Origin of the sequence: Mycobacterium sp. UM_Kg27, from assembly GCF_000972905.1 — a bacterium.
Classification (GTDB): Bacteria; Actinomycetota; Actinomycetes; order Mycobacteriales; family Mycobacteriaceae; genus Mycobacterium.
The window spans coordinates 1-23,142 of record NZ_JRMM01000012.1 but is presented as its reverse complement, the minus strand read 5'-3'; the positions used below and the strand labels follow the sequence as shown (position 1 = coordinate 23,142).

The 23,142-nt window shown below is 67.4% G+C and carries 15 protein-coding genes and 1 tRNA gene; 8 read left to right on the top strand and 8 right to left on the bottom strand.

The window, feature by feature from the left end; translation table 11 throughout:
- Positions 1 to 27 precede the first annotated feature (27 nt).
- On the bottom strand, positions 28 to 1,560 hold the full coding sequence (locus tag LI94_RS03620; RefSeq protein ID WP_152664744.1) for a hypothetical protein: 1,533 nt from the start codon (positions 1,558 to 1,560) through the stop codon (positions 28 to 30).
- Between the two features lie 385 nt (positions 1,561 to 1,945).
- Between LI94_RS03620 and LI94_RS03615 the strand changes: the two genes are divergently transcribed.
- Positions 1,946 to 2,335 (top strand): DUF732 domain-containing protein, encoded by a 390-nt coding sequence (locus tag LI94_RS03615; RefSeq protein ID WP_239651147.1) that lies wholly within the window; start codon positions 1,946 to 1,948, stop codon positions 2,333 to 2,335.
- Between the two features lie 5 nt (positions 2,336 to 2,340).
- Here LI94_RS03615 and LI94_RS03610 read toward each other — a convergent pair whose 3' ends face one another.
- A complete protein-coding gene (locus tag LI94_RS03610) occupies positions 2,341 to 3,597 on the bottom strand; it encodes an MFS transporter (protein WP_046300330.1) in 1,257 nt (418 codons plus the stop codon).
- A 118-nt stretch (positions 3,598 to 3,715) separates the two neighbouring features.
- Between LI94_RS03610 and LI94_RS03605 the strand changes: the two genes are divergently transcribed.
- The 5 genes from LI94_RS03605 to LI94_RS03585 all read left to right on the top strand — a co-directional run bounded on the left by LI94_RS03605 (position 3,716) and on the right by LI94_RS03585 (position 16,924).
- Complete coding sequence (locus LI94_RS03605) at positions 3,716 to 4,426, top strand: DUF1906 domain-containing protein (protein ID WP_239651146.1); 711 nt, start codon at positions 3,716 to 3,718, stop codon at positions 4,424 to 4,426.
- A gap of 435 nt (positions 4,427 to 4,861) precedes the next feature.
- Positions 4,862 to 14,107 carry a type I polyketide synthase gene (locus tag LI94_RS03600; protein WP_046300328.1) on the top strand — a complete coding sequence of 3,082 codons (9,246 nt, stop codon included), beginning with the start codon at positions 4,862 to 4,864 and terminating at the stop codon, positions 14,105 to 14,107.
- A 27-nt stretch (positions 14,108 to 14,134) separates the two neighbouring features.
- Complete coding sequence (locus LI94_RS03595) at positions 14,135 to 14,524, top strand: holo-ACP synthase (protein ID WP_024443488.1); 390 nt, start codon at positions 14,135 to 14,137, stop codon at positions 14,522 to 14,524.
- A 51-nt stretch (positions 14,525 to 14,575) separates the two neighbouring features.
- Positions 14,576 to 15,925, top strand: a complete 1,350-nt coding sequence (locus LI94_RS03590; protein WP_046300327.1) for a dipeptidase — start codon at positions 14,576 to 14,578, stop codon at positions 15,923 to 15,925.
- Positions 15,926 to 15,979: 54 nt separating this feature from the next.
- A complete protein-coding gene (locus LI94_RS03585) occupies positions 15,980 to 16,924 on the top strand; it encodes a LysR family transcriptional regulator (protein ID WP_046300326.1) in 945 nt (314 codons plus the stop codon).
- A gap of 12 nt (positions 16,925 to 16,936) precedes the next feature.
- Here the strand turns inward: LI94_RS03585 and LI94_RS03580 are convergent, their stop codons facing one another.
- Both LI94_RS03580 and bcp read right to left on the bottom strand, forming a co-directional pair.
- Positions 16,937 to 17,974 carry an FAD/NAD(P)-binding protein gene (locus LI94_RS03580; RefSeq protein WP_046300325.1) on the bottom strand — a complete coding sequence of 346 codons (1,038 nt, stop codon included), beginning with the start codon at positions 17,972 to 17,974 and terminating at the stop codon, positions 16,937 to 16,939.
- A 208-nt stretch (positions 17,975 to 18,182) separates the two neighbouring features.
- Positions 18,183 to 18,656, bottom strand: coding sequence for a thioredoxin-dependent thiol peroxidase (bcp, locus tag LI94_RS03575; protein WP_046300342.1), 474 nt, complete (start codon positions 18,654 to 18,656; stop codon positions 18,183 to 18,185).
- A gap of 92 nt (positions 18,657 to 18,748) precedes the next feature.
- Between bcp and LI94_RS03570 the strand changes: the two genes are divergently transcribed.
- Complete coding sequence (locus LI94_RS03570) at positions 18,749 to 18,976, top strand: DUF3618 domain-containing protein (RefSeq protein WP_024443493.1); 228 nt, start codon at positions 18,749 to 18,751, stop codon at positions 18,974 to 18,976.
- 117 nt (positions 18,977 to 19,093) lie between these two features.
- On the opposite strand, the gene LI94_RS03565 is transcribed toward LI94_RS03570, so the two are convergent.
- A complete protein-coding gene (locus tag LI94_RS03565) occupies positions 19,094 to 20,065 on the bottom strand; it encodes a hypothetical protein (RefSeq protein ID WP_024443494.1) in 972 nt (323 codons plus the stop codon).
- Positions 20,066 to 20,314: 249 nt separating this feature from the next.
- A tRNA-Lys gene (locus LI94_RS03560) sits at positions 20,315 to 20,387 on the bottom strand.
- 154 nt (positions 20,388 to 20,541) lie between these two features.
- Here LI94_RS03560 and LI94_RS03555 point away from each other — a divergent pair.
- Positions 20,542 to 21,771: an Ig-like domain-containing protein gene (locus tag LI94_RS03555; RefSeq protein WP_046300324.1), complete on the top strand. Its 1,230-nt coding sequence runs from the start codon at positions 20,542 to 20,544 to the stop codon at positions 21,769 to 21,771.
- A 15-nt stretch (positions 21,772 to 21,786) separates the two neighbouring features.
- On the opposite strand, the gene LI94_RS23655 is transcribed toward LI94_RS03555, so the two are convergent.
- Both LI94_RS23655 and LI94_RS03545 read right to left on the bottom strand, forming a co-directional pair.
- Positions 21,787 to 22,548, bottom strand: a complete 762-nt coding sequence (locus tag LI94_RS23655) for a hypothetical protein (protein ID WP_192830897.1) — start codon at positions 22,546 to 22,548, stop codon at positions 21,787 to 21,789.
- A 201-nt stretch (positions 22,549 to 22,749) separates the two neighbouring features.
- Entirely contained in the window at positions 22,750 to 23,007 is a 258-nt protein-coding gene (locus LI94_RS03545) for a hypothetical protein (RefSeq protein WP_046300323.1), read from the bottom strand.
- Between the last annotated feature and the right edge of the window lie 135 nt (positions 23,008 to 23,142).

Genomic DNA, 23,142 nt, shown 5'->3' with positions numbered 1-23,142 from the left:
GGGTTGGCAGGGGGATGCCCCGAGCCCCTACAGCCCGAAGCTGTCCCAGATGCTCGACAGCGAACTCCAGAAGTCGGTGAGGTCACCCGACAGATTCCCGGTTGGGTCGGCGACGCCGAGCAGGTCCGGCCAGACCTGCAGCGGGTTCCACCCACCCAACTCCGTTGGTACCGAGGGAACGTCGACGCCGCTGTCCGGGCCTCCGGTTCCGGTCCAGGGACCCAGGTACCCCGGGTCGGTCATCAGCCCCGAATTGACGAGAAGCTCGGCCAGGTTGGGGTTGATGCTGTTGAGGTAGTCAACGATCTGCGCCTCGGTGCCCGGGTTCAGCGTGAGCACCCCGGTTTGCAGGCCGGCCACGGTGGCGTCGATCTGGTCTTGGGTCGGCGCGTTCGCCAGACCTGAACTGTTTAGGCTGAGCCATTCGCTGATCAGCGGGCTGGGCGGCCCGACGTTTTGGATGGACTGCACCAGGTCCGCCGTGGTGAGACCGAAGGGCGGCGCGAACGGAGGCTGGTCGCACAACGCCGGGCACAGCGGGCTGCCGGGGGAGAACGGGTCGAAGTCCACCACCGCCCCTGCGGCCAAAGCCTTCAGGGCCTCGGATACGTCGTCCGGGCCGACCAGCTGGAAGCCGTTCGGATTGACCGGCGCCTCCAGGCTCTGAAACCACTGTTCGAACGGCCCGAGCGGGTTGAGCTGAACGTTGACCCCTGACCACGGCATCAAGTTCTGCCCGTCGGGTCCGGAGGCGGTGCCCGGGAAGCCGAAGCCCGGTTGAGCCTGACTGCCCGGTACCGCGTCGAGCGGGGCGCCGGGCACCGAACCGCCCGGGCCGATACCCGCTGAAGGGTCCGCGATTCCGGCGGCCGTCGGGTTGGCGGTGTCAGCTGCTGTGCTGGGGAACTGATATCCGTTGAGCAGCCGCTGCAACGGCACCTGCAACCAGTGGCTGAATAGCGGCAACTGGTTGTCGGCATTGGGAAAGTTTGTGAACACCTTCTCGAAGTCGATCAACTTGTCGATCCCGGTGACACCGGTGATCGGGTCCGTCGGCACCATCGGGGCGCATTGGACGGCGTCGCACGAGGCGCTGACCGGGAGCTCGGCTGCGGCCAGCATGGCGAACTGCTGCCCCAGGCCCGCGGTCCCGTTTGCCAGCAGGGTCGGATCGATCTCTGGCTGGTCGAGGCCTGAGACCTGCGGAGCGAACGGAAACAGGTAGTCGAAGATGGCCATGAAGTGCCCCGGGTCGCCGGGGTCCTCGCCCCACAGGTTCGTCGCGCTCGGCGTCCACCAGGTGCCGGTCCAGAAAAAGGAGTCAGCGAGTACATCGGTGGCGGCGACTTCGTTGGCCGGAACATTGAAGAGGTCTTGGGCCAGGTTGAAGGGGACGTTGAGCAGGGAGTCGCCGGCCACCAGGCGCACCGCCCGCTCGACAGCCGACCTCCCCGCCGACCACGGCTTGACCGGTGCGACCGTGGCTGCGACCACGACGCTCGCCGCGGCCAACACCCAGCCAGCCCGCGCATGCCGATGAGAGTGTGGTGCCTTGATCATGTCTTCCCCCGATAGTCAGACCACCCATGTGGTCTGACCGTCCCCTTGACGACGCATCAGCCGGGCGTTGCTGCAAAGACGAGCGCGACCTGCTGAAAGCGTGAGACGAACGATAGACCGGGTTTCTGATAGGTCCATCCCATCCAGCTAATAAATTCGAGGCCGCGGATGTTGGCGCGGTGGTGCATGAGAGAAACCCTATTAACCAGGTGTTTTATGCCCCTGATTCGCTGCGAATGGTGCCATGAACAGCCGACTGTCAGCACCCCTACAGCTAATGCGTGGGCGAAGGGGCTGTAGTGAACGTCGAAGGTCGGTTGGTCGGCCGCTCAAGTTCGCCCGTCCGGTGCTCCCGCCGGTGTCAGAATGGACGATGTAGCCGTCCGTGGATTGGTGCAACGCGATGAAGATGTGGATGGCCAGCGCGTTCTGCGCGGCGATGGTCGGTGCCGGAGTTCTTGCGCCATTACCGGTTGCCGCGGCGCAACCCGATGAGGACCAGGTGTTCTTCGACGAACTGGAGCAGCAGGGGCTGCATCTCGACTACGACAAACAGATCTGCGGCAGCATCAAGTGCGAGTCGCTGCGCGATCTGATGGTGCAGGAGGGCCACGCCGTCTGCGTGGCGCTGAGCGATTCGCCCCGGCTGGTGCCGGTTTCGGTCATCGCGAATCTGGAAGTGACACCCGACGAGGCGCACGCCATCATCAACGCGGCTCGGCACGCCTACTGCCCGCAGCTGCCGGATCCGTATCTACATGTACCGGGGCGCTGATTGGTTCAATGCTCGGAGACGGTCACCGGTATGGGAGTTTCCCCGAACGTCTCGGAGTCTCGTGCCCTGCGGGCGTAGATCACCACGCCGACCGCGGCCACCGCCCAGACGACGTACTGCATGGTCCAGGCCAGCCGGAACGCGGCGAATGAGTAGCCGCCGGTCATTGCGATGACCACCCCCATCGCCTGCATGATGAGCAGGGTGGCGATGAAGCCGCCGGTATTGACCATGCCTTGCGCGGTGCCCAACGAGGCCGGCGGATTGTAGGTGCGGGCAAAGTCGAAGGCCAGCATCGACACTGGCTGGCCCGCCGAGATCACCAGGATCAGCACCACCAACAGCCAGTGCGGCGCGGGCTGCGGCAGCGCCAGCAGCACCGTCCAGGTCAGCGCGATCAGCGCCATCATGGTCAGCGCCACCCGCGAACGGTGCCCCGGCCAACGTCCCGAAATCGTTCCGGCCAGCAGTCCCACCACGATGAAAGGCAGTACCGACAGCGTCAGCGCCGCGCCCGCCATGCCGCGCGAAAGGCCTTGCGCGGTTGTCAGGTATGGCACCCCCCACATCAGCGCGAACACGCCGGGGGAGAACGCGTTGCCCATGTGGGTGTAAAAGCCCGCCTTAGTCCCTGGCCGCGACCACACGGTCTTGATCTCACCGAACGCGTCGGCAAAGCTTCGTGCGTGCACGGCGGCCGGCGTTCCCGGCGGGGCGTCGCGGGTGACGGCCAGTGTCAGCATGCCGGCGAACAGGCCCAGCCCTGCGGCCGACAGGTAGGCGGCCGTCCAGCCGCCGTGCAGCAGGATTGCCAGGAACGGCACCGCCGAGAGGAACTGGCCGAACTGGCCGCAGATGCCGGTCAGCTGGGTGAGCAGCGGAACACGCTTGGGGGCAAACCAATTGGGCAGCAGCCGGATGACCGAGATGAAGATGAACGAGTCGCCCAGGCCGATGACGCCGTACGCGCCGACCGCGGTGGGAAGCGAATGGGTCAGTGACAGCGTCAGTTGGGCGGCGGAGAGCACCAGGACGCCGGTGGCGATCATCGCCCGGGGGCCGAAGCGGTCCAACAGCACTCCGGCCGGAATCTGCATGGCCGCGTAGATGACCAATTGCACGATCACAAACGACGACAGCGTGCTCGGGCCGGCGTGGAAGCGATCGGCGGCGTCGAGGCCCGAGACTCCGAAAGTGGTTCGGTCCAGCACGGCCACCAAATAGGACAGCAGGCCGGTGCCCCACACGATCCAGGGACGCAATTCGGGCCTACCTTGTCTGTCTTTTGCCGGACACCGGCTATGGTCGCACACGATTTCGGCGTGGTTTTCGCCGGTGACCGGCCAAAACTGCGCCAAAGTCTGTCCTAGTCTGTGTCGCGTGATGTTTTCACGGCGCGACGTATTCAAACTCACCGCGGCGGCAGGACTCGGCGCCGGGGCTTCGGCGCTGCTCGCCGCGGTCGCCGAGGCGGCGCCGCTGGGCATTCTGCTGGACTACTCGGCCGGGGTTTTGCCGGCCGACGCCATCAAGGCGTCCGGCGCGGCGGGTGCGATCCGCTATGTGTCGGACCGTCGGCCGGGTGCCGACTGGATGCTTGGCAAGCCGATGCAGCTGGCCGAGGCGCGCGACCTGCAGGAGAACGGACTCACGGTGGTCTCCTGCTACCAGTTCGGAAAGCAGGCGACGGCGGATTGGCTGGGCGGCCAAGACGCGGGTGTAGACCACGCCAAGCGTGGCGCACAGCTGCACACGGCGGCCGGTGGTCCGGACAGTGCGCCGATCTACGCCTCCATCGACGACAATCCGTCCTTCGAGCAGTACAAAGAGCAGGTTGCTCCCTACCTGCGGGGCTGGCAGTCGGTGATCGGGCCGGAGCGCACCGGTGTCTACGCCAACTCCAAAACCATTGAGTGGGCGCTGCAGGACGGTCTGGGCTCGTGCTTCTGGCAACACAACTTCGGCTCACCCGGCGGTGTCGCCCATCCGGCGGCCAACTTGCATCAAGTCGAGATCGACAGGCGCACGGTCGGCGGCATTGGTGTGGACATTAACGAGATCCTGGTGCCCCAGTTCGGTCAGTGGGCCTGACCAAGCTCCGGCCCGCCGTCCGCCCAGCAAACTAGCTCCGAAACGGGCTGCGAAGGCCAGGGATCACCGGGCCCGTTCAGGCTCGGAGCCCCGAGCGCCACCAAAGCCAGTTGGCCTCGCTGATTCAAACATAACGATTAGATAACAATGGAGCCTTGATCAGCGTCGTTGTGGCTACTCGACCGTAACCCCGCGCATGCAGGACGTTTGTCCCGGATCGTTCTGGCCGTGGTCGAGCCCCGTGATATCCGAGGCTGGGTTACCCGAGCGTAGAACTCACCAGTAACCAATTTGCTGTCGAAACGGCACAGGTTCTTATGACACTCTTACGGCTGTAGCGCGGCCGCGAACACGCGAGAACCCGCTGTTAGGCCGGTCATTCCGGCAGGCGTCGAAGACGACGCGACGTTAACCAGGGCAGGGGAGATACATACCGTGACGATCCACGAACACGACCGGGTTTCCGCTGAGGGCGCAGGCTCGGGGCGGTTCCCCAGTGCCTCGTCCGCTCTGGTGGATCGGTTGACGGGCGGCGAGCCGTACGCGGTCGCCTTCGGTGGACAGGGCAGTGCCTGGCTGGAGTCGCTCGAGGAGCTGGTGTCGTCGGCCGGCATCGAGACGGAGCTGGCCACGCTGGCCGGTGAAGCGGACCTGCTGCTCGAGCCGATCGCCAAGGAACTTGTGGTGGTCCGGCCCATCGGCTTCGAGCCGCTGCAATGGGTGCGGGCGCTGGCCGCCGAGGACCCGATCCCGTCGGCCAAGCAGCTGACTTCGGCGGCCGTGTCGGTGCCGGGAGTGCTGCTGACCCAGATCGCCGCTATGCGGGCGCTGGAGCGCCAAGGGCTGGACCTGGCGGCCACCCCGCCGGTCGCTGCGGCCGGGCACTCGCAGGGCATCCTGGCCGTCGAGTCGCTGAAGGCCGGTGGCGCCACCGACGTGCAACTGCTGGCGATCGCCCAGCTGCTGGGGGCCGCCGGAACGCTGGTCGCCCGGCGCCGCGGCATTTCGATCCTGGGCGACCGCCCGCCGATGGTCTCGGTCACCAATGTCGACCCCGAGCGCATCCGGCAGCTGCTGGACGAGTTCTCCCAGGACGTGCGTACGGTGCTTCCGCCGGTGCTGTCCATCCGCAACGGTCGCCGTGCCGTGGTGATCACCGGGACCCCCGAACAACTGTCACGCTTCGAGTTGTACTGCGAGCAGATCGCCGAGAAGGAGGCCGCCGAGCGCAAAAACAAGCTGCGCGGTGGCGCGGTCTTCGCGCCGGTCTTCGAACCGGTTCAGGTCGAGGTCGGCTTCCACTCGCCGCGCCTGTCCGACGGCATCGAGATCGTGGCTCGGTGGGCCGCCCAGATAGGTTTCGACGCCGAAGGTGTCGCGCTGACCCGCAAGCTGGCCGACTCGATCCTGGTCGGCGAGGTCGACTGGGTCGACGAGGTCACCACGCTGCACGACGCGGGCGCCCGCTGGATTCTGGATCTGGGACCCGGCGACATCCTGACCCGGCTGACCGCGCCGGTGATCCGCGGCCTGGGCATCGGCATCGTGCCGGTGGCCACCCGCGGTGGGCAGCGCAACCTGTTCACCATCGGTGCCGTCCCGGAGGTCGCCCGGCCGTGGACGAGCTACGCCCCCTCGGTGGTGCGGTTTCCCGACGGTCGGGTCAAGCTCGACACCAAGTTCACCCGGCTGACCGGCCGTTCGCCGATCCTGCTGGCCGGTATGACCCCGACGACCGTCGACGCCAAGATCGTCGCCGCGGCCGCCAACGCCGGGCACTGGTCTGAGCTGGCCGGCGGCGGGCAGGTCACCGAGGAGATCTTCAACGACCGGGTCGCCGAGCTCACGACGCTGCTCGAGCCGGGCCGCACCGTCCAGTTCAACTCGCTGTTCCTGGACCCATACCTGTGGAAGTTGCAGGTCGGCGGTAAGCGGTTGGTGCAGAAGGCGCGTCAGTCCGGCGCGCCGTTCGACGGGCTGGTGATCAGTGCCGGCATCCCCGAGCTGGAAGAGGCTGTCGAGCTGATCGCCGAGCTCAACGAATCCGGCATCAGCCACGTGGTGTTCAAGCCCGGCACCGTTGAGCAGATCCGGTCGGTGATCCGCATCGCCGCCGAGGTCCCCACCATGCCGGTGATCGCCCACGTCGAGGGTGGCCGCGCCGGTGGGCACCACTCCTGGGAAGACCTCGACGACCTGCTGTTGGCGACCTACTCCGAGCTGCGCTCGCAGCCCAACATCACGCTGTGCGTCGGCGGCGGAATCGGCACCCCCGAGCAGGCCGCCGAATATCTGTCCGGCCGTTGGTCGCAGCAGCACGGCTTCCCGTTGATGCCCGTCGACGGCATTCTGGTCGGGACCGCGGCAATGGCCACCTTGGAGGCCACCACGTCGCCGGCAGTCAAGCAGATGCTGGTGGACACCAAGGGCACCGACCATTGGATCGGCGCCGGTAAAGCGCAGGGCGGCATGGCTTCTTCGCGCAGCCAGCTCGGTGCCGACATCCACGAGATCGACAACGTCGCCTCGCGGTGCGGCCGGCTGCTCGACGAGGTCGCCGGTGACGGCGAGGCTGTCGCGGCGCGTCGCGACGAGATCATCGCCGCGCTGGCCGACACCGCCAAGCCCTACTTCGGCGATGTCACCGAGATGACGTACGCGCAGTGGCTGCGCCGCTACGTGGAATTGGCCATCGGTGCTGGCGACTCGACCGCCGACACCGCGTCACCGGACAGCCCGTGGCTGGCCGACACCTGGCGGGAGCGGTTCGGTTCGATGCTGCAGCGCGCCGAAGCGCGGCTCAACGAACTCGAGTCGGGTCCGATCGAGACCCTTTTCGCCGATTCCCAAGGCACACAGTCGATCCTGGAGCGTCCCGAAGAGGCCATCGCGGCGCTGCTGGCTCGCTACCCCGAGGCCGAGACCGTCCGGCTGCACCCGGCCGACGCGCCGTTCTTCACCCAGCTCTGCAAGACGCCGGGCAAGCCGGTCAACTTCGTGCCGGTGATCGACAAGGACGTGCGCCGTTGGTGGCGCAGCGACTCACTGTGGCAGGCGCATGACGCCCGCTACACCGCCGAGCAGGTCTGCATCATTCCGGGCATCACCGCGGTCGCCGGGATCACCCGGGTCGACGAGCCGGTCGGAGAGCTGCTGGACCGCTTCGAGCAGGCGGCAGTGGACCAGGTGCTCGCCACGGGCGTGGAGCCCACCCCGGTGACGGCGCGCCGTCAGGGCCGCACCGATGTGACCGGCCCGCTGGCCGTGCTGCTCGACGCCCCCGACGTGCTGTGGGCGGGTCGCACCGCGACCAACCCGGTGCACCGGATCGCCGACCCCGATGAGTGGCAGGTGCACGAGAATCGCACCGCCACCCACCCGTCGACCGCGGCACGTCTGGAGGTCGCCTCGGACTCGAGCGTCGTACTGAGCGTGCCGTTGTCCGGTGTCTGGATCAACATTCGCTTCACCGTGCCGGCAGCCGTCGTCGACGGCGCCACCCCGCTGGTCTCCACCGAGGACGCCGCCGCCGCCATGCGCGCGGTGCTGGCCATCGCCGCCGGTGTCGACGGCCCGGAGGCCCTGCCGCCGGTGACCGATGGCTCGGCCACCGTCACCGTGGAGTGGAACCCCGAGCAGGTCGCTGACCACACCGGGGTGACCGCAACGTTCGGCGCGCCGCTGGCGCCGGGTCTGTCCACCGTGCCCGACGCACTGGTCGGCCGGTGCTGGCCGGCGGTGTTCGCCGCCATCGGCTCGGCCAGCACCGACACCGGGTTCCCGGTTGTCGAGGGTCTGTTGTCCCTGGTGCATCTGGACCACGCGGCGCAGCTGCTCGCCCCGTTGCCGGCTGAACCGGCCGAATTGCGCGTCACCGCAACGGTGTCGGCGGCCACCGACACCGAGGTCGGCCGCGTCGTTCCGGTCTCGGTCACCGTGGCGGCAGCCGATGGCGCCGTGCTGGCCACGCTGGAGGAGCGCTTCGCGATCCGCGGACGCACCGGTGCCGCGGAACTGACCGACCCGGTCCGGGCCGGTGGTGCGGTCTCCGACAACGCCACCGACACCCCGCGCCGCCGTCGGCGCGACGTCACCGTGACCGCACCGGTGGACATGCGCCCGTTCGCGGCGGTCTCCGGCGACTACAACCCGATCCACACCGACCGGGCCGCAGCCCTGTTGGCCGGCCTGGAATCACCCATCGTGCACGGCATGTGGCTCTCGGCCGCGGCCCAGCACGTGGTGACCGCCACCGACGGCCAGGCTCGTCCACCGGCGCGACTGGTCGGCTGGACTGCGCGCTTCCTAGGCATGGTCAAGCCCGGCGATGACGTCGACTTCCGGGTGGACCGGGTCGGAATCGACCTGGGCGCAGAGGTTCTGGAGATCAGCGCACGGATCGGTTCGGACCTGGTGATGTCGGCTACCGCCCGGCTTACCGCCCCCAAGACTGTCTATGCGTTCCCGGGACAGGGCATCCAGCACAAGGGCATGGGCATGGAGGTCCGTGCCCGGTCCAAGGCCGCGCGCAAGGTCTGGGACTCCGCGGACAAGTTCACCCGTGAAACCTTGGGCTTCTCGGTGCTGCACGTGGTGCGGGACAACCCGACTTCCCTGATCGCCTCCGGTGTGCACTACCAGCATCCCGAGGGCGTGCTGTACCTGACCCAGTTCACCCAGGTGGCCATGGCCACAGTGGCCGCCGCGCAGGTCGCCGAGATGCGCGAGCAGGGGGCGTTCGTCGAAGGTGCGATCGCCTGCGGTCACTCCGTCGGTGAATACACCGCGCTGGCGTGTGTCAGCGGTGTCTACGAGCTCGAGGCGCTGCTGGAGGTGGTGTTCCATCGCGGCTCGAAGATGCACGACATCGTCCCGCGTGACGCCATGGGACGCTCCAACTATCGGCTGGCGGCCATCCGGCCGTCGCAGATCGATCTCGATGACGCCGACGTCACCGCGTTTGTCGCCGAAATCTCCGAGCGCACCGGCGAATTCCTGCAGATCGTCAACTTCAACCTGCGCGGCTCGCAGTATGCGATCGCCGGCACGGTAGCCGGCCTGGAGGCGCTGGAGGCCGAGGTCGAGCGGCGCCGTGAGATCAGCGGCGGCAAGCGGTCTTTCATCCTGGTGCCCGGCATCGACGTGCCGTTCCACTCCGAGGTGCTGCGTATCGGCGTGGACGACTTCCGGCGTTCGCTGGAGCGGGTCATGCCGCGCGATCAGGACCCGGCGCTGATCGTCGGCCGTTACATCCCCAACCTGGTTCCCAAGCCGTTCACCCTGGACCGGGAGTTCATCCAGGAGATCCGCGACCTGGTGCCGGCCGAGCCGCTCGACGAGGTGCTGGCCGACTACGACACCTGGCGCAACGAGAAGCCGGCCGAGCTGTGCCGCAAGGTCGTCATCGAGTTGCTGGCCTGGCAGTTCGCCAGCCCGGTGCGCTGGATCGAGACCCAGGACCTGCTGTTCATCGAGCAGGCCGCCGGCGGGTTGGGCGTGGAACGGTTTGTCGAGATCGGGGTTAAGACCGCTCCGACGGTCGCCGGACTGGCCACCAACACGCTCAAGTTGCCCGAGTACGCCCACAGCACCGTGGAAGTGCTCAACGCTGAGCGCGACGCCGCTGTGCTGTTCGCCACCGACACCGACCCGGAGCCGGAGGAGGTGGTTGAGGAGGATTCCGGCGCCGGCGCGCCGGAGGGTGCGCTCAACCCCGATGTCGCCCCGGCCGTCGCCGCGGCTCCGCCTGCGGCTCCGTCCGGTGCTCCCCGCCCCGACGACATCGCGTTCGACGCCGCCGACGCCACCTGCGCACTGATCGCGTTGAGCGCCAAGATGCGCATCGACCAGATCGAGGCGCTGGACTCCATCGAGTCCATCACCGACGGCGCGTCTTCGCGGCGCAACCAGCTGCTGGTGGACCTGGGTTCGGAGTTGAACCTGGGCGCCATCGACGGCGCCGCCGAAGCCGACCTGTCCGGGCTCAAGTCGCAGGTGACCAAGCTGGCCCGCACCTACAAGCCCTACGGCCCGGTGCTGACCGACGCGATCAACGACCAGCTGCGCACCATTCTCGGACCGTCCGGCAAGCGGCCCGGTGCCATCGCCGAACGGGTCAAGAAGGCCTGGGAGCTCGGTGATGGCTGGGCCAAGCACGTCACCGTCGAGGTGGCGTTGGGGACCCGCGAGGGCACCAGTGTCCGGGGCGGCGCCTTGGGCGGTTTGCACGAGGGCGCGCTGGCCGACGCCGCGGCCGTCGACAAGGCCATCGATGCGGCCGTGCAGGCCGTCGCCGCACGCCGTGGTGTCGCGGTCAGCCTGCCGTCGGCAGGCGGTGGCGGCGGCGCGACCGTGGACGCCGCCGCGCTGGGCGAGTTCACCGCCCAGATCACCGGCCGCGACGGTGTGCTCGCCTCAGCGGCCCGGCTGGTGTTGGGCCAGCTCGGGTTCGACGATGCAATGAGCGCCCCGGCAGGTGCCACCGACAGCGAGCTGATCGACCTGGTGACCGCCGAATTGGGCTCGGACTGGCCGCGGCTGGTGGCGCCGGCCTTCGACGGCCGCAAGGCGGTGCTGTTCGACGACCGCTGGGCCAGTGCCCGCGAGGACCTGGTCAAGCTGTGGCTGGCCGACGAAGGCGACATCGACGCCGACTGGCCCCGCCTCGCCGAGCGTTTCGAAGGCGCCGGCCACGTGGTCGCCACCCAGGCGTCCTGGTGGCAGGCCCGGGCACTGGCCTCCGGCCGGCAGATCCACGGCTCCTTGTACGCGCGGATCGCCGCCGGCGCGGAGAACCCGGGCCGGGGCCGCTACAGCGACGAGGTGGCGGTGGTGACCGGCGCCTCCAAGGGCTCGATCGCGGCATCGGTGGTCGGGCAGCTGCTCGACGGCGGTGCGACCGTCATCGCCACCACGTCTCGACTCGACGACGAGCGGCTGAGCTTCTACCGCGACCTTTACCGTGACCACGCCCGGTTCGGTGCCGCGTTGTGGGTGGTGCCGGCCAACATGGCTTCCTACTCCGACATCGACGCACTGGTCGAATGGGTCGGAACGGAGCAGACCGAAAGCCTTGGACCGCAGTCGATCCACCTCAAGGACGCGCAGACCCCGACGCTGCTGTTCCCGTTCGCGGCGCCGCGGGTCACCGGCGATCTGTCGGAGGCCGGTGCACGTGCCGAGATGGAGATGAAGGTTCTGCTGTGGGCGGTGCAGCGCCTCATCGGCGGCCTGTCGAAGATCGGCGCCGAGCGTGACATCGCCTCCCGGTTGCACGTGGTGCTGCCCGGCTCGCCCAACCGCGGCATGTTCGGCGGTGACGGCGCCTACGGCGAGGCCAAGGCGTCACTGGACGCGCTGGTGTCGCGCTGGAAGGCGGAGTCCTCGTGGGCTTCCCGGGTCAGCCTGGCCCACGCTCTGATCGGCTGGACTCGCGGCACCGGGCTGATGGGCCACAACGACGTCATCGTCGATGCGGTCGAGGAAGCCGGCGTCACCACCTACTCGACTGAGCAGATGGCGGCCATGCTGCTGGACCTGTGCAACGTCGAGTCCAAGGTGGCCGCGGCCAACGCCCCGATCGAGGCCGACCTGACCGGTGGGCTGGCCGAGGCGAACCTGGACATGGCCGAGCTGGCTGCCCGGGCTCGTGAGGAGATGACGAGCGAAGCCACAGCCGACGACGAGGCTGATGCCGGCAACACCATTGCGGCACTGCCGAGCCCGCCACGGGGCCACACTCCGGCACCCCCGCCGGCCTGGGCCGACCTCGACGTCGACCTCGCCGACCTGGTGGTCATCGTCGGTGGCGCCGAATTGGGCCCGCTGGGCTCGTCACGGACCCGCTTCGAGATGGAGGTCTCCGGCGAGCTGTCGGCCGCTGGGGTGCTCGAGCTGGCCTGGACCACCGGCCTGGTCAAGTGGGAGGACGACCCGACCCCGGGTTGGTATGACACCGCGACCGGCGAACTGGTCGACGAGGCCGAGTTGGTGGAGCGCTACCACGACGCCGTGGTGGAACGCGTCGGTGTTCGCGAGTTCGTCGATGACGGCGCGATCGACCCCGACCACGCCTCACCGCTGCTGGTCAGTGTGTTCCTGGACAAGGACTTCTCGTTCGTGGTCTCCAGCGAGGCCGACGCCCGGGCGTTCGTCGAGTTCGACCCCGAGCACACCGTGGTGCGCCCGGTGCCGGACTCCTCGGACTGGCAGGTGATCCGCAAGGCCGGCACCGAGATTCGGGTGCCGCGCAAGAGCAAGCTGTCGCGCACCGTGGGTGCTCAGATCCCCACCGGATTCGACCCGACGGTCTGGGGGATCAGCCAGGACATGGCCACCTCCATCGACCGGGTGGCGCTATGGAACATCGTCGCGACCGTTGACGCGTTCCTGTCGGCGGGCTTCACCCCGACCGAGTTGATGCGCTGGGTGCACCCGTCGTTGGTGGCCAGCACTCAGGGCACCGGCATGGGCGGCATGACCTCGATGCAGACCATGTACCACGGCAACCTGCTCGGGCGTGCCAAGCCGAACGACATCCTGCAGGAAGTTCTGCCCAACGTCGTTGCCGCACACGTGGTTCAGAGCTACGTCGGGTCCTACGGCGCGATGATCCACCCGGTGGCCGCCTGTGCCACCGCGGCGGTCTCGGTCGAAGAGGGCGTCGACAAGATCCGGCTGGGCAAGGCCGAGCTGGTGGTCACCGGCGGCTACGACGACCTGACCCTGGAGGCCATCATCGGCTTCGGTGACATGGCGGCCACCGCCGACACCGAGATGATGCGGGCCAAGGGAATCAGCGACTCGAAGTTCTCCCGCGCCAACGACCGGCGCCGGTTGGGCTTCGTCGAGGCGCAGGGCGGTGGCACCATTCTGCTGGCCCGCGGCGACCTGGCCGCCAAGATGGGCCTGCCGGTCCTGGCGGTGGTGGCCTACGCGCAGAGCTTCGCCGACGGTGTGCACACCTCGATCCCCGCTCCGGGGCTGGGCGCGCTGGGCGCGGGCCGGGGCGGCAGGGACTCGGTGCTGGCCCGTTCGCTGGCCAAGCTGGGTGTGGGCGCCGATGACATCGCGGTGGTCTCCAAGCACGACACCTCGACGTTGGCCAACGACCCCAACGAGACCGAGTTGCACGAGCGGCTGGCCGATTCACTGGGCCGCTCTGACGGTGCGCCGCTGTTCGTGATCAGCCAGAAGAGCCTCACCGGGCACGCCAAGGGCGGCGCGGCGGTCTTCCAGATGATGGGCCTGTGCCAGGTGCTGCGCGACGGGGTGATCCCGCCGAACCGCAGCCTGGACTGTGTCGACGACGAGCTGGCCACTGCCGGGCACCTGGTGTGGGTGCGCGAGACGCTGGAGCTGGGGGAGAAATTCCCGCTCAAGGCAGGTTTGGTCACCAGCCTGGGCTTCGGTCACGTGTCTGGTCTGGTCGCCCTGGTGCACCCGGCGGCGTTCCTGGCGGCGCTGGACCCGAGTCAGCGCGCGGCGTACGAGGAGCAGGCCAACGCCCGGGTGCTGGCCGGTCAGCGGCGACTCGCCTCAGCGATCGCCGGCGGCAAGCCGATGTATGAGCGGCCCGCCGACCGGCGGTTCGACCACGACTCGTCGGAGAAGCGCCAGGAGTCGGCCATGTTGCTCAATCCGGCGGCACGGCTCGGCGACGGCGACGTCTACATCGGCTGAGCACATGCGGTCTGTAGGTTTGGGCGCGTGAGCATCGTTGGTGTCGGGATCGACCTGGTGTCGATCCCCGACTTCGCCGAGCAGGTCGACCAACCCGGGACGGTGTTCGCCGAGACGTTCACCCCCGGGGAGCGGCGCGACGCCTCCGACAAAAGTTCGTCGGCGGCGCGGCACCTGGCGGCCCGCTGGGCGGCCAAGGAGGCGGTGATCAAGGCGTGGTCCGGTTCGCGGTTTGCGCAGAAACCGGTGTTGCCGGAGGCGATTCACCGGGACATCGAGGTGGTCACCGACATGTGGGGACGCCCGAAGGTGCGACTCTCCGGTGAGATCGCGCAGCATCTGGCCGAGGTCACGATCCACGTGTCGCTGACCCACGAGGCCGATACCGCCGCCGCCGTCGCGATCTTGGAGATCTGACGGCCGAGCAGTCGGGAAAGCGCCCCAAATAGCGCGTCGTAGGGTGCTTTTATGTCTGCTCGTTCTAGTGAACTGATCCAGCGAGTCCGCGACGTCCTGCCGTCGGTGCGGGCTGACCTGGAGGGTCTGGTGCGCATCGAGTCGGTGTGGGCCGACCCCGCGCGACGACCCGAGGTGCACCGCAGCGCCCAGCGCGTCGCAGACCTGCTGAGCCAGGCCGGTTTCCCGCAGGTGCAGATCGTCGCCGAAGGCGGTGCGCCGGCCGTCATCGCGCACTATCCGCCGCCTCCGGGTGCCCCGACTGTGCTGCTCTACGCGCACCATGACGTGCAGCCCGAAGGCGACGTGGCGCAGTGGGATTCACCGCCGTTCGAACCCACCGAACGCGAAGGGCGCCTCTACGGCCGCGGCACCGCCGACGACAAGGCCGGTATCGCAACGCATCTGGCGGCATTCCGGGCACACGGCGGCCAGCCGCCGGTCGGTGTGACGGTCTTCGTCGAAGGCGAGGAGGAATCCGGGTCGCCGTCGCTGGGGGCACTGCTCGCCGCGCACCGCGACGCGCTGAGCGCCGACGTGATCGTGATTGCCGACTCCGACAACTGGAGCACCGATATCCCCTCGCTGACGGTGTCGCTGCGGGGACTGGCCGACTGCGTAGTAGAAGTCGCGACGCTGGACCACGGGCTGCACTCCGGGCTGTGGGGTGGGGTGGTGCCCGACGCGCTGACCGTCCTGGTGCGGCTGCTGGCCAGCCTGCACGACGACGACGGGAATGTCGCGGTCGCCGGGCTTCACCAGAGCACCGCGGCACCAGTCGACTACCCACCCGAGCGCGTGCGGGTCGACACCGGACTGCTGGACGGGGTGGCCGAGATCGGCTCCGGTTCGGTGCCGCAGCGGATGTGGGCCAAGCCGGCGATCACCGTCATCGGTATCGACACCACGAGCATCGCGGCATCGTCGAACACGCTGATCCCGCGGGCCCGCGCCAAGATCAGCATGCGGGTGGCTCCCGGCGGGGACGCCGCCGCTCACCTGGAGGCGCTCACCGCTCATTTGCAGCAACACGTCCCGTGGGGAGCACAACTAACCGTCATCCCGGGCGACGTTGGGCAGCCCTACGCGATCGACGCCACGGGCCCGGTGTACGACGCGGCCCGGGCCGCGTTCGCCCAGGCGTGGGGCGTCGAACCCATCGACATGGGCATGGGCGGTTCCATCCCGTTCATCGCCGAGTTCGCCGCCGCCTACCCGCAGGCGACCATCCTGGTCACCGGGGTGGAAGATCCCCGCACCCAGGCACACAGCATCAATGAGAGCCTGCATCTGGGAGTGTTGGAACGCGCCGCCACCGCCGAAGCGCTGCTGCTGGCGAAGCTGGGGGATCAGCCCGCCTGATGACCGGTCCCTGATCGACGGGCCCACAAGGGCCATTTGTGATTGCATGGGGAGATGGCGCTGAGCCCCCGCATGCCCGATTTGCCGGCGTTCGAGATGTTGGTGGCTATCGCCAGAACCGGCAGCCTCGGCGCTGCCGGCCGGGAATTGGGGCTGACGCAGCAGGCGGTTTCGGCACGCCTGTCAGCGATGGAGGCCCAGACCGGTGTGCGACTGGTGAGCCGTAGTGCGCGTGGTTCGCAGTTGACCTCGGCCGGGGCGGTCGTGACGGAGTGGGCAGACCAGCTACTGGATATTGCCAGTCACGTCGACGCCGGGATGGCTTCGTTGCGGTCCGCCAGCCGTAAGAAGATGAAGGTGGCTGCGAGTCTCACGGTTGCCGAACAGTTGATGCCGCGCTGGATCGTGTCACTGCAGGCTTCCGCCACGCGAACCGGTCGCCAGGCGCCGGAGGTCATTTTGACCGCCACCAACAGCGAGCAGGTCATCGCGAGCGTGCGAGGCGGAGCGGCGGACCTGGGCTTCATCGAGAGCCCGGGGGCGCTGACCGGTATTCGAAGCCGTGTTGTTGCGCGCGACGAGCTCGTGGTGATCGTGCCGCCGGACCACAAATGGGCGCGTCGCATCAACGGCGTGACCGCCGCAGAACTCAGCCAGACCCCGCTGGTCGTGCGTGAACAGGGTTCGGGAACGCGTGATTCGCTGACGTCGGCGCTGCGTGCGGTCTTGGGCCACGAGGTGGCACAGCCACGTCCGGCATTGGAACTGTCTTCGTCGGTCGCCGTTCGTGGGGCCGTACTGGCCGGAGCCGGGCCGGCGGTGATGAGCAGGTTGGCGGTCGCCGATGACCTTGCGGTCGGCCGGCTCCGCAGCGTCGAAGTACCGGAACTGGACCTGCATCGTGATCTCAGGGCGATCTGGGCGGGCGGGCGCACACCGCCGGCCGGTGCCGTCCGGGACCTGTTGAGCCACATCGGCGGCGCCAACCCACCGCGCTGAAGCACGTCTCGGCTATGTCCCGTACTGCAACCACAGGGGCAGAGCGCTGTTGAGCCGCTGCATGAACTTGATCAGTCCGATCCGATACTGCCCAGATCCGAACGAGTCGATTCCGTACTCGGGGAAGGCAATCCCGACCCCGAACAGTCCCGGGGCAATGATCCCGGTCACCGGATCGTATTCCAGCTCCCCCCACTGCGGGGTCGCGGGGAGCTGCCGCCGGGTGAACCCGACGGTGTAGACAACGTGGCTACAGGCCTGCAGCTGCTCGGCGAACTCCTTGTCGTCGACCCGATACCGCTCCAGGCGCTCCGGGAAGGTTCCGTCGATGTTCTCGCGGGCCCACGTTGCGGCATTTCCCTTCAGGCCAGTGTCGTCGAACAGAATCTGATCACCTAGGTAGACAGCGTATTTCGTCGGGCTTCGATAGAAGTTGACGATCTTGCGGACCCGGGTGTCTAACAGGTTGGGCAGGGCCACCATCGATGAGTGTGACGAGCCGAAGACGGCCACCGTGGCATCGTCCAACGCCAGCTGTCCGAGCTTGTCGGGGTTCAGCGCCACCTCGATCGGAATCTCTTGCAGGTGGGGGTGATAGAGAGTCTTGGGAACCGAGCCGACGGCCAGAATCACGTTCTTCGCTTCGATCTCGGTGTCCGGGGTGCTCACCAACCAGTGGCGGTTGCGCACGGTGAGCTCGGTTGCCACCGTGCGAAGGGCGGTGACCCGCTCGGTCAGGTGTTGGGAGATCCACACCAGCGGATCGGCGATCAGGCCGAGTGGGCAGGTCTGCCCGGGATCGATGTCAGTCAGCTCAAAGTGCGGCGCTTCGGCGAAGCGGAACGACGGGGAGCCGTTCAAGTAGTCGAGGAAGAGCGACACATGGGTGTTGCCCGGGACGGCGCGCCATTTGGTGCCGACGTCCCCGGCGGCAAAGTCGGGATCGATCCAGACGATCTCGTTCCCGGGGATGCCATGGTCGAGCAGTCGGCCCACCGCGGCGATGCCTGCGGGTCCCGCTCCGATCACTGCCCAGCTATGCCCAGTCATCTTCCTGCCTTCCAACGGGGTAGGAGTAGCGCGCCGTGTTGGTCGCTCGATCCGGCGGCTACCCAAGCCCGACCGTTGGAAACAATGCTCCGCCCGCCGCCAGCCCGTGACTAGTGGGGTTGTTCTTGTCGGCTCACAATTAGTAGTTGTGAGCTGCGGTCAACGCCTCCGGCTGCCGCCGAGCGCTGGCCTTTATCGAGGGCGGGGGTCAGACCGACAGATCGCGCCGCAGTTTCGCGACGTGCCCCGTTGCCCGCACGTTGTACTGGGCCTCGGCGATCTTGCCCTGCTCGTCGACGACGAACGTCGAGCGGATGACGCCTTGCACGGTCTTGCCGTACATCTTCTTCTCGCCGTAGGCGCCCCAGGCCGTCAACACCGATCGGTCCGGGTCGGACAGCAGCGGGAAGGTCAACCCCTCGGCGTCGCGGAATTTGGCCAGTTTGGCGGGCTTGTCGGGGGAGATCCCGACCACGTCGAGGCCGGCGTCGTTGAAGTCGCGCAGGTTGTCGCGGAAGTCGCAGGCCTGCTTGGTGCAGCCGGGGGTCGAGGCCGCCGGGTAGAAGTAGACGACGACCCGCCGTCCCCGGTAGTCGGCCAGTGACACGGTGTTGCCGTCGGCGTCGGGAAGGCTGAACGCGGGCGCTTCATCGCCGGGCGCCAGGCGTGCGGTGTCGGTCAACAACTGCCCCTTTCTGCTCGCCGGGGCCTGAGACGAACCCCGGCTGCTCTAGGGTAGTTCGACAGGGTCAGCATCGGACAGGGAGGACGACAGTGGCGGAACGCGATCCCGACACGATCAAAAAGGACATCGATCAGGCCCGCGAGCAGCTGGCGTCGACGGTCGATATTCTCGCGGACCGGGCCAACCCCCGTCGGCTGGCCGACCGCGCCAAGGCCCGGGCGGTCGAGATCGTCACCCAGCCGGTGGTAATGGCGTCGCTGGCCGGTGTCGGCGGAGTGATCCTCATCCTGACCATTCGCCGAATCCGCAACCGCTGAGATCTGCGCGCGCGACCGCGAAACTGGGTCTGGTGGCGCACTGAAGCCAAACGGCCGGGAGGGGACTCAGTGTCCCTTCCCGGCCGTCGGTGCGTTCTACCGCTGCAACCCTGGGGCTTACAACAGGTCGCCGTCGATCTCGGGGACGGGCAGGATTTCCACGGCATTGACCGGCAGATCCGCGGTGCCCACCGTGAGTGCCTCGGCGGCGCGCGCCGGCCAGTCCACCAGCAGCAGGTCGAAGATGCTGTCGTTGTTGATCAGGCCCACGAAGACAGCTTCCGTCTCGGGGACGACATAGCCGTTGACCAACGTGTTCACCAGGTCCGCGGGGGCACTCAGGAGCGCTTCGAAGTCACCGCCGAGGACGTTGGTCAGGGTTTCGGTCAGCTGGTAGAAGACGCCGATCATCGGCGCCATCATGGTCTGGCTGACCGCCTTGATGAAGGCCCACGCGTCCAGGGGGCCGATGAACTCGTTGAGCAGACTCGACATGTTCTCCGCCTCGCGGGCGGGGATGGACAGCACCGGGCCCATCGCCTTGCCGATGTCCTCAATGCCGTACAGCGTCCAGATGTTGAGTTCGTTGAACGCCTCGAACGGGTTTCCGTTGGCGAGAGCCTCGCCCATGCGCTCCAGGAGCACTTCAAGGCCCGGGTATTTCACATCCTGGCCTTCGACGCCGAAGATCATCTTCTCGAACGCCTCACCGATACCGGCAAAGCCCGAAGTGACGAACCGCGGCTCCATGCCCGGGCGGGCGTCCAGCGGGACGTCCTCCATGCCGATGATCAGCTGACCGTAGTCGACCCAGTTGCTGCCCAGCTGGCCGATCACATCGAAGACGTTGGCATCGTTGAACAAGGTGCTGAGGTTCTCCGCGGTGCGCTCGAACACCGAAGACCAGCCGAAGAAGCCCTCGATTCCGGCGGTCAGCTGTACCGCCTGGTGCCGGACTTCTTGCACGGCCGGCGCGACCGGATGAACAGCCACCAGGCCGGCTCCCGCAACAGCAATCCCGGCAGCCGCCAATCGGGTCGTCAGACCGGTCTTGGTCCTGGTCGCATTGGGTTGGACGGCGAAATCCACGGTAGCTCCTTAGTTGTTGTCTGAGCTGCACCCTAGAGTTAGAGAGCAGAAGTCTGCGAGGTCGCTGATAGACATTACCATAGGCAAGGCTAACCTAGCCGGGTAAAAGTGTGATGGCGGTGACGCCGGTCCCCGGGGCGGCGATGCGGTAGCTGGAGACCTGAGCGCGACCCGTTGGAGGGAATGGACTTCGAAACGGTCAGCTACCCCCGAGGGTGTAGCGGAGTATCGAACATCGTCCGAACTAAGTGCGCCGTCAGGGTTTCGAACCCCGGACCCGCTGATTAAGAGTCAGCTGCTCTACCAACTGAGCTAACGGCGCCGTGCGGTGAAGAACCGCGAAAGAGACAATAACAGGCGCCGCGCCGGGGGACGAAATCGCGACGTCAGAGCGCTCCTGCGGACGGCACAGCGGCAGTTTCGATAACCCACTAGACTGCCTGCGAGCAGCATCAGCACGGTCAGGTGGGAAAAGCATGGGGCAGGTTGGTTTGGCGGAACGCTGCCGGGGGTTCGGGTCCCGGGCAGCTGCATTGCTGATGGTTCCGGCCACGGTAATGAGCTTGAGTGCGTGTGGTAGCAGCGCCGACGCCGAAGCGGCGAAGATCATCACCGACAAGGGCACCCCTTTCGCTGACCTGCTTATTCCCAAGGTCACTGCGTCGGTCACCGACAAGGCTGTCGGGGTCGCGGTGGACGCGCCGGTGACCGTGACCGCCGAGGACGGCGTGCTCGATTCGGTCACCATGGTCAACGAGTACGGCGCAATCGTCGACGGCAAGCTCAGTGCCGACGGGTTGACGTGGGCGACATCCGAGCAGCTCGGCTACAACAAGCGCTACACGGTCAACGCGAAGGCGTTAGGCCTCGGTGGCGTGACCAGCCGGCAGATGACGTTTCAGACGCACTCGCCGCAGAACCTGACCATGCCCTACGTCATGCCGCGAGACGGCGAGGTCGTCGGCGTCGGTCAGCCGGTGGCGATCCGGTTCGACGAGAACATCGTTGACCGCGAGGCAGCCGAGAAAGCGATCACCATCACCACCGATCCTCCGGTGGTGGGCGCGTTCTACTGGCTGAACAATCGTGAGGTCCGCTGGCGGCCGCAGGCCTTCTGGAAGCCCGGAACCAACGTCGACGTACAGGTCAACACCTACGGGGTGGATCTGGGCAACGGGGTGTACGGGCAGGACGACGCGGCCAGCCACTTCGTCATCGGCGACGAGGTGATCGCCACCGTCGACGACGACACCAAGTCGATGGTGGTGCGCATCAACGGTGAAGTGGCCAAGACCATGCCGGTCTCGATGGGCAAGGAAAGCACCCCGACCAACAACGGCACCTACATCGTCGGCGAGCGCTTCGCGCACATCGTCATGGACTCATCGACCTACGGAGTACCGGTCAACTCGCCCAACGGGTATCGCACAGACGTGGACTGGGCCACCCAGATCTCCTACAGCGGCATCTTCGTGCACTCGGCCCCGTGGTCGGTGGGAGCCCAGGGCTACGCCAACACCAGCCACGGCTGCATCAACGTCAGCCCCAGCAACGCGCTGTGGTTCTACGACCACGTCAAACGCGGCGACGTGGTGCAGATCAACAACACCATCGGCTCGCTGCTGCCCGGCAATGAGGGCCTCGGCGACTGGAACGTGCCGTGGTCGCAGTGGCAGGCCGGCAACGCCAAAGACCCAGTGCGCTAGGCGCGTTAGGCGCCGTCAGGATGGGGGCGGTCCGGCTTCCTCGCGCAGGTACTCCTCGTTGCCGTTGGGATAACCCCCGCCGAACGTGGTGATGTGCACGTGGTCGTAGTGGCCGTTGCCGCCACCGCTGGGCCCGGCCGGTGTGTAGTAGGTGCCGCGCCAGATCGCGTCCTGCATGGCGAACCGACCGGCGTTCTGCCGGACGTACGCGACGATCTCGTCTCCCAACGCGATGCCCTCCGGGCTGCCGGCGTTGGGAATCATCACGTCGATGGCTAGTCCGGACGGGTGCCAGCGCTGACCATCGGGACGCACCCCGATCATGTCGTGAATCTGCGGGAACGCTTCGCTGATGCTGCGCGCGACGAGGATCGTCTTGACCTGCATGCCGCGCTCGTTGACGATCCCCGGCGGCAGCGCGTGCGGCGCCGGCATGGACCAATTGGTCACCAGATCAGGTACGGGCGGTCCCCAGTCCTGCGGAGGGGGCGGAATGTCTTCGGGCGGCGGTGGTGGCCCGTCTTCGGGTGGCGGGGGAGGTGCGTCCTCGGGTGGTGGGGGAGGTGCGTCTTCCGGGGGCGGAGGTGGTCCTTCCTCGGGTGGCGGGGGAGGTGCGTCTTCCGGAGGTGGAGGTGGCGCGTCCTCGGGCGGCGGCGGCACATCGGCGGCGGCCGGAGGGGGTGGTTCGTCGTTGTTTCCCGGCTCGGCACCGACGCCGCCAGCCAAGAACACGGCGGCCGGCAACAGAGTCGTCGCGGCCAGAACCGAGGATTTCATGCGCAGATCTACTAGTCCTTGCGTGAGCACGCAGGGCACCGTAACCAAAACGTTACCTCGACATCAACCCGGCGCGCGCAATGGCGCGCCCCAAGCCGATGCCTAGCGGTTGGGCCGTCGCGGGTCGCGCGGCCGTCGGGCGAGGTCAGCTCGCTAGTTGACACCGGTCGCCGCAAACGTAATGTGCGAGTGTTCGCTAGGTCACAAAATCCCGAACACGGCAACGATTGCCGACACCGCATCGATGAAATCAGCCTGGGCGGCCTCGGCCAGCGGTGTGAGGGCCGACCAGGGCTGGAATGGGCCGCTGATCGCGTTCTGGAGACCTTGCTGGGCGCCATCGTGGAGTGCTTGCTGGACGGCGGACCAGTCCAGGTCGGCCAAATCGGGTTCCAACAGGTCACAGAGCGGCTGTCCGATCACCGGCAAGAGCAGTCGCGGCGACAGCACGGGGCGCATGGGTGAATTCCTCTAACACCCTGAGTGAGCCGTCCCGGTAAGTCCGGTGAGCCGTCCCGGTAAGTCCGGAGACTCCCGATCTTGGGAGGATTCGAGTTATGGGACGTGCAAGCAGGTATCCCGCTGAGCTTCGAG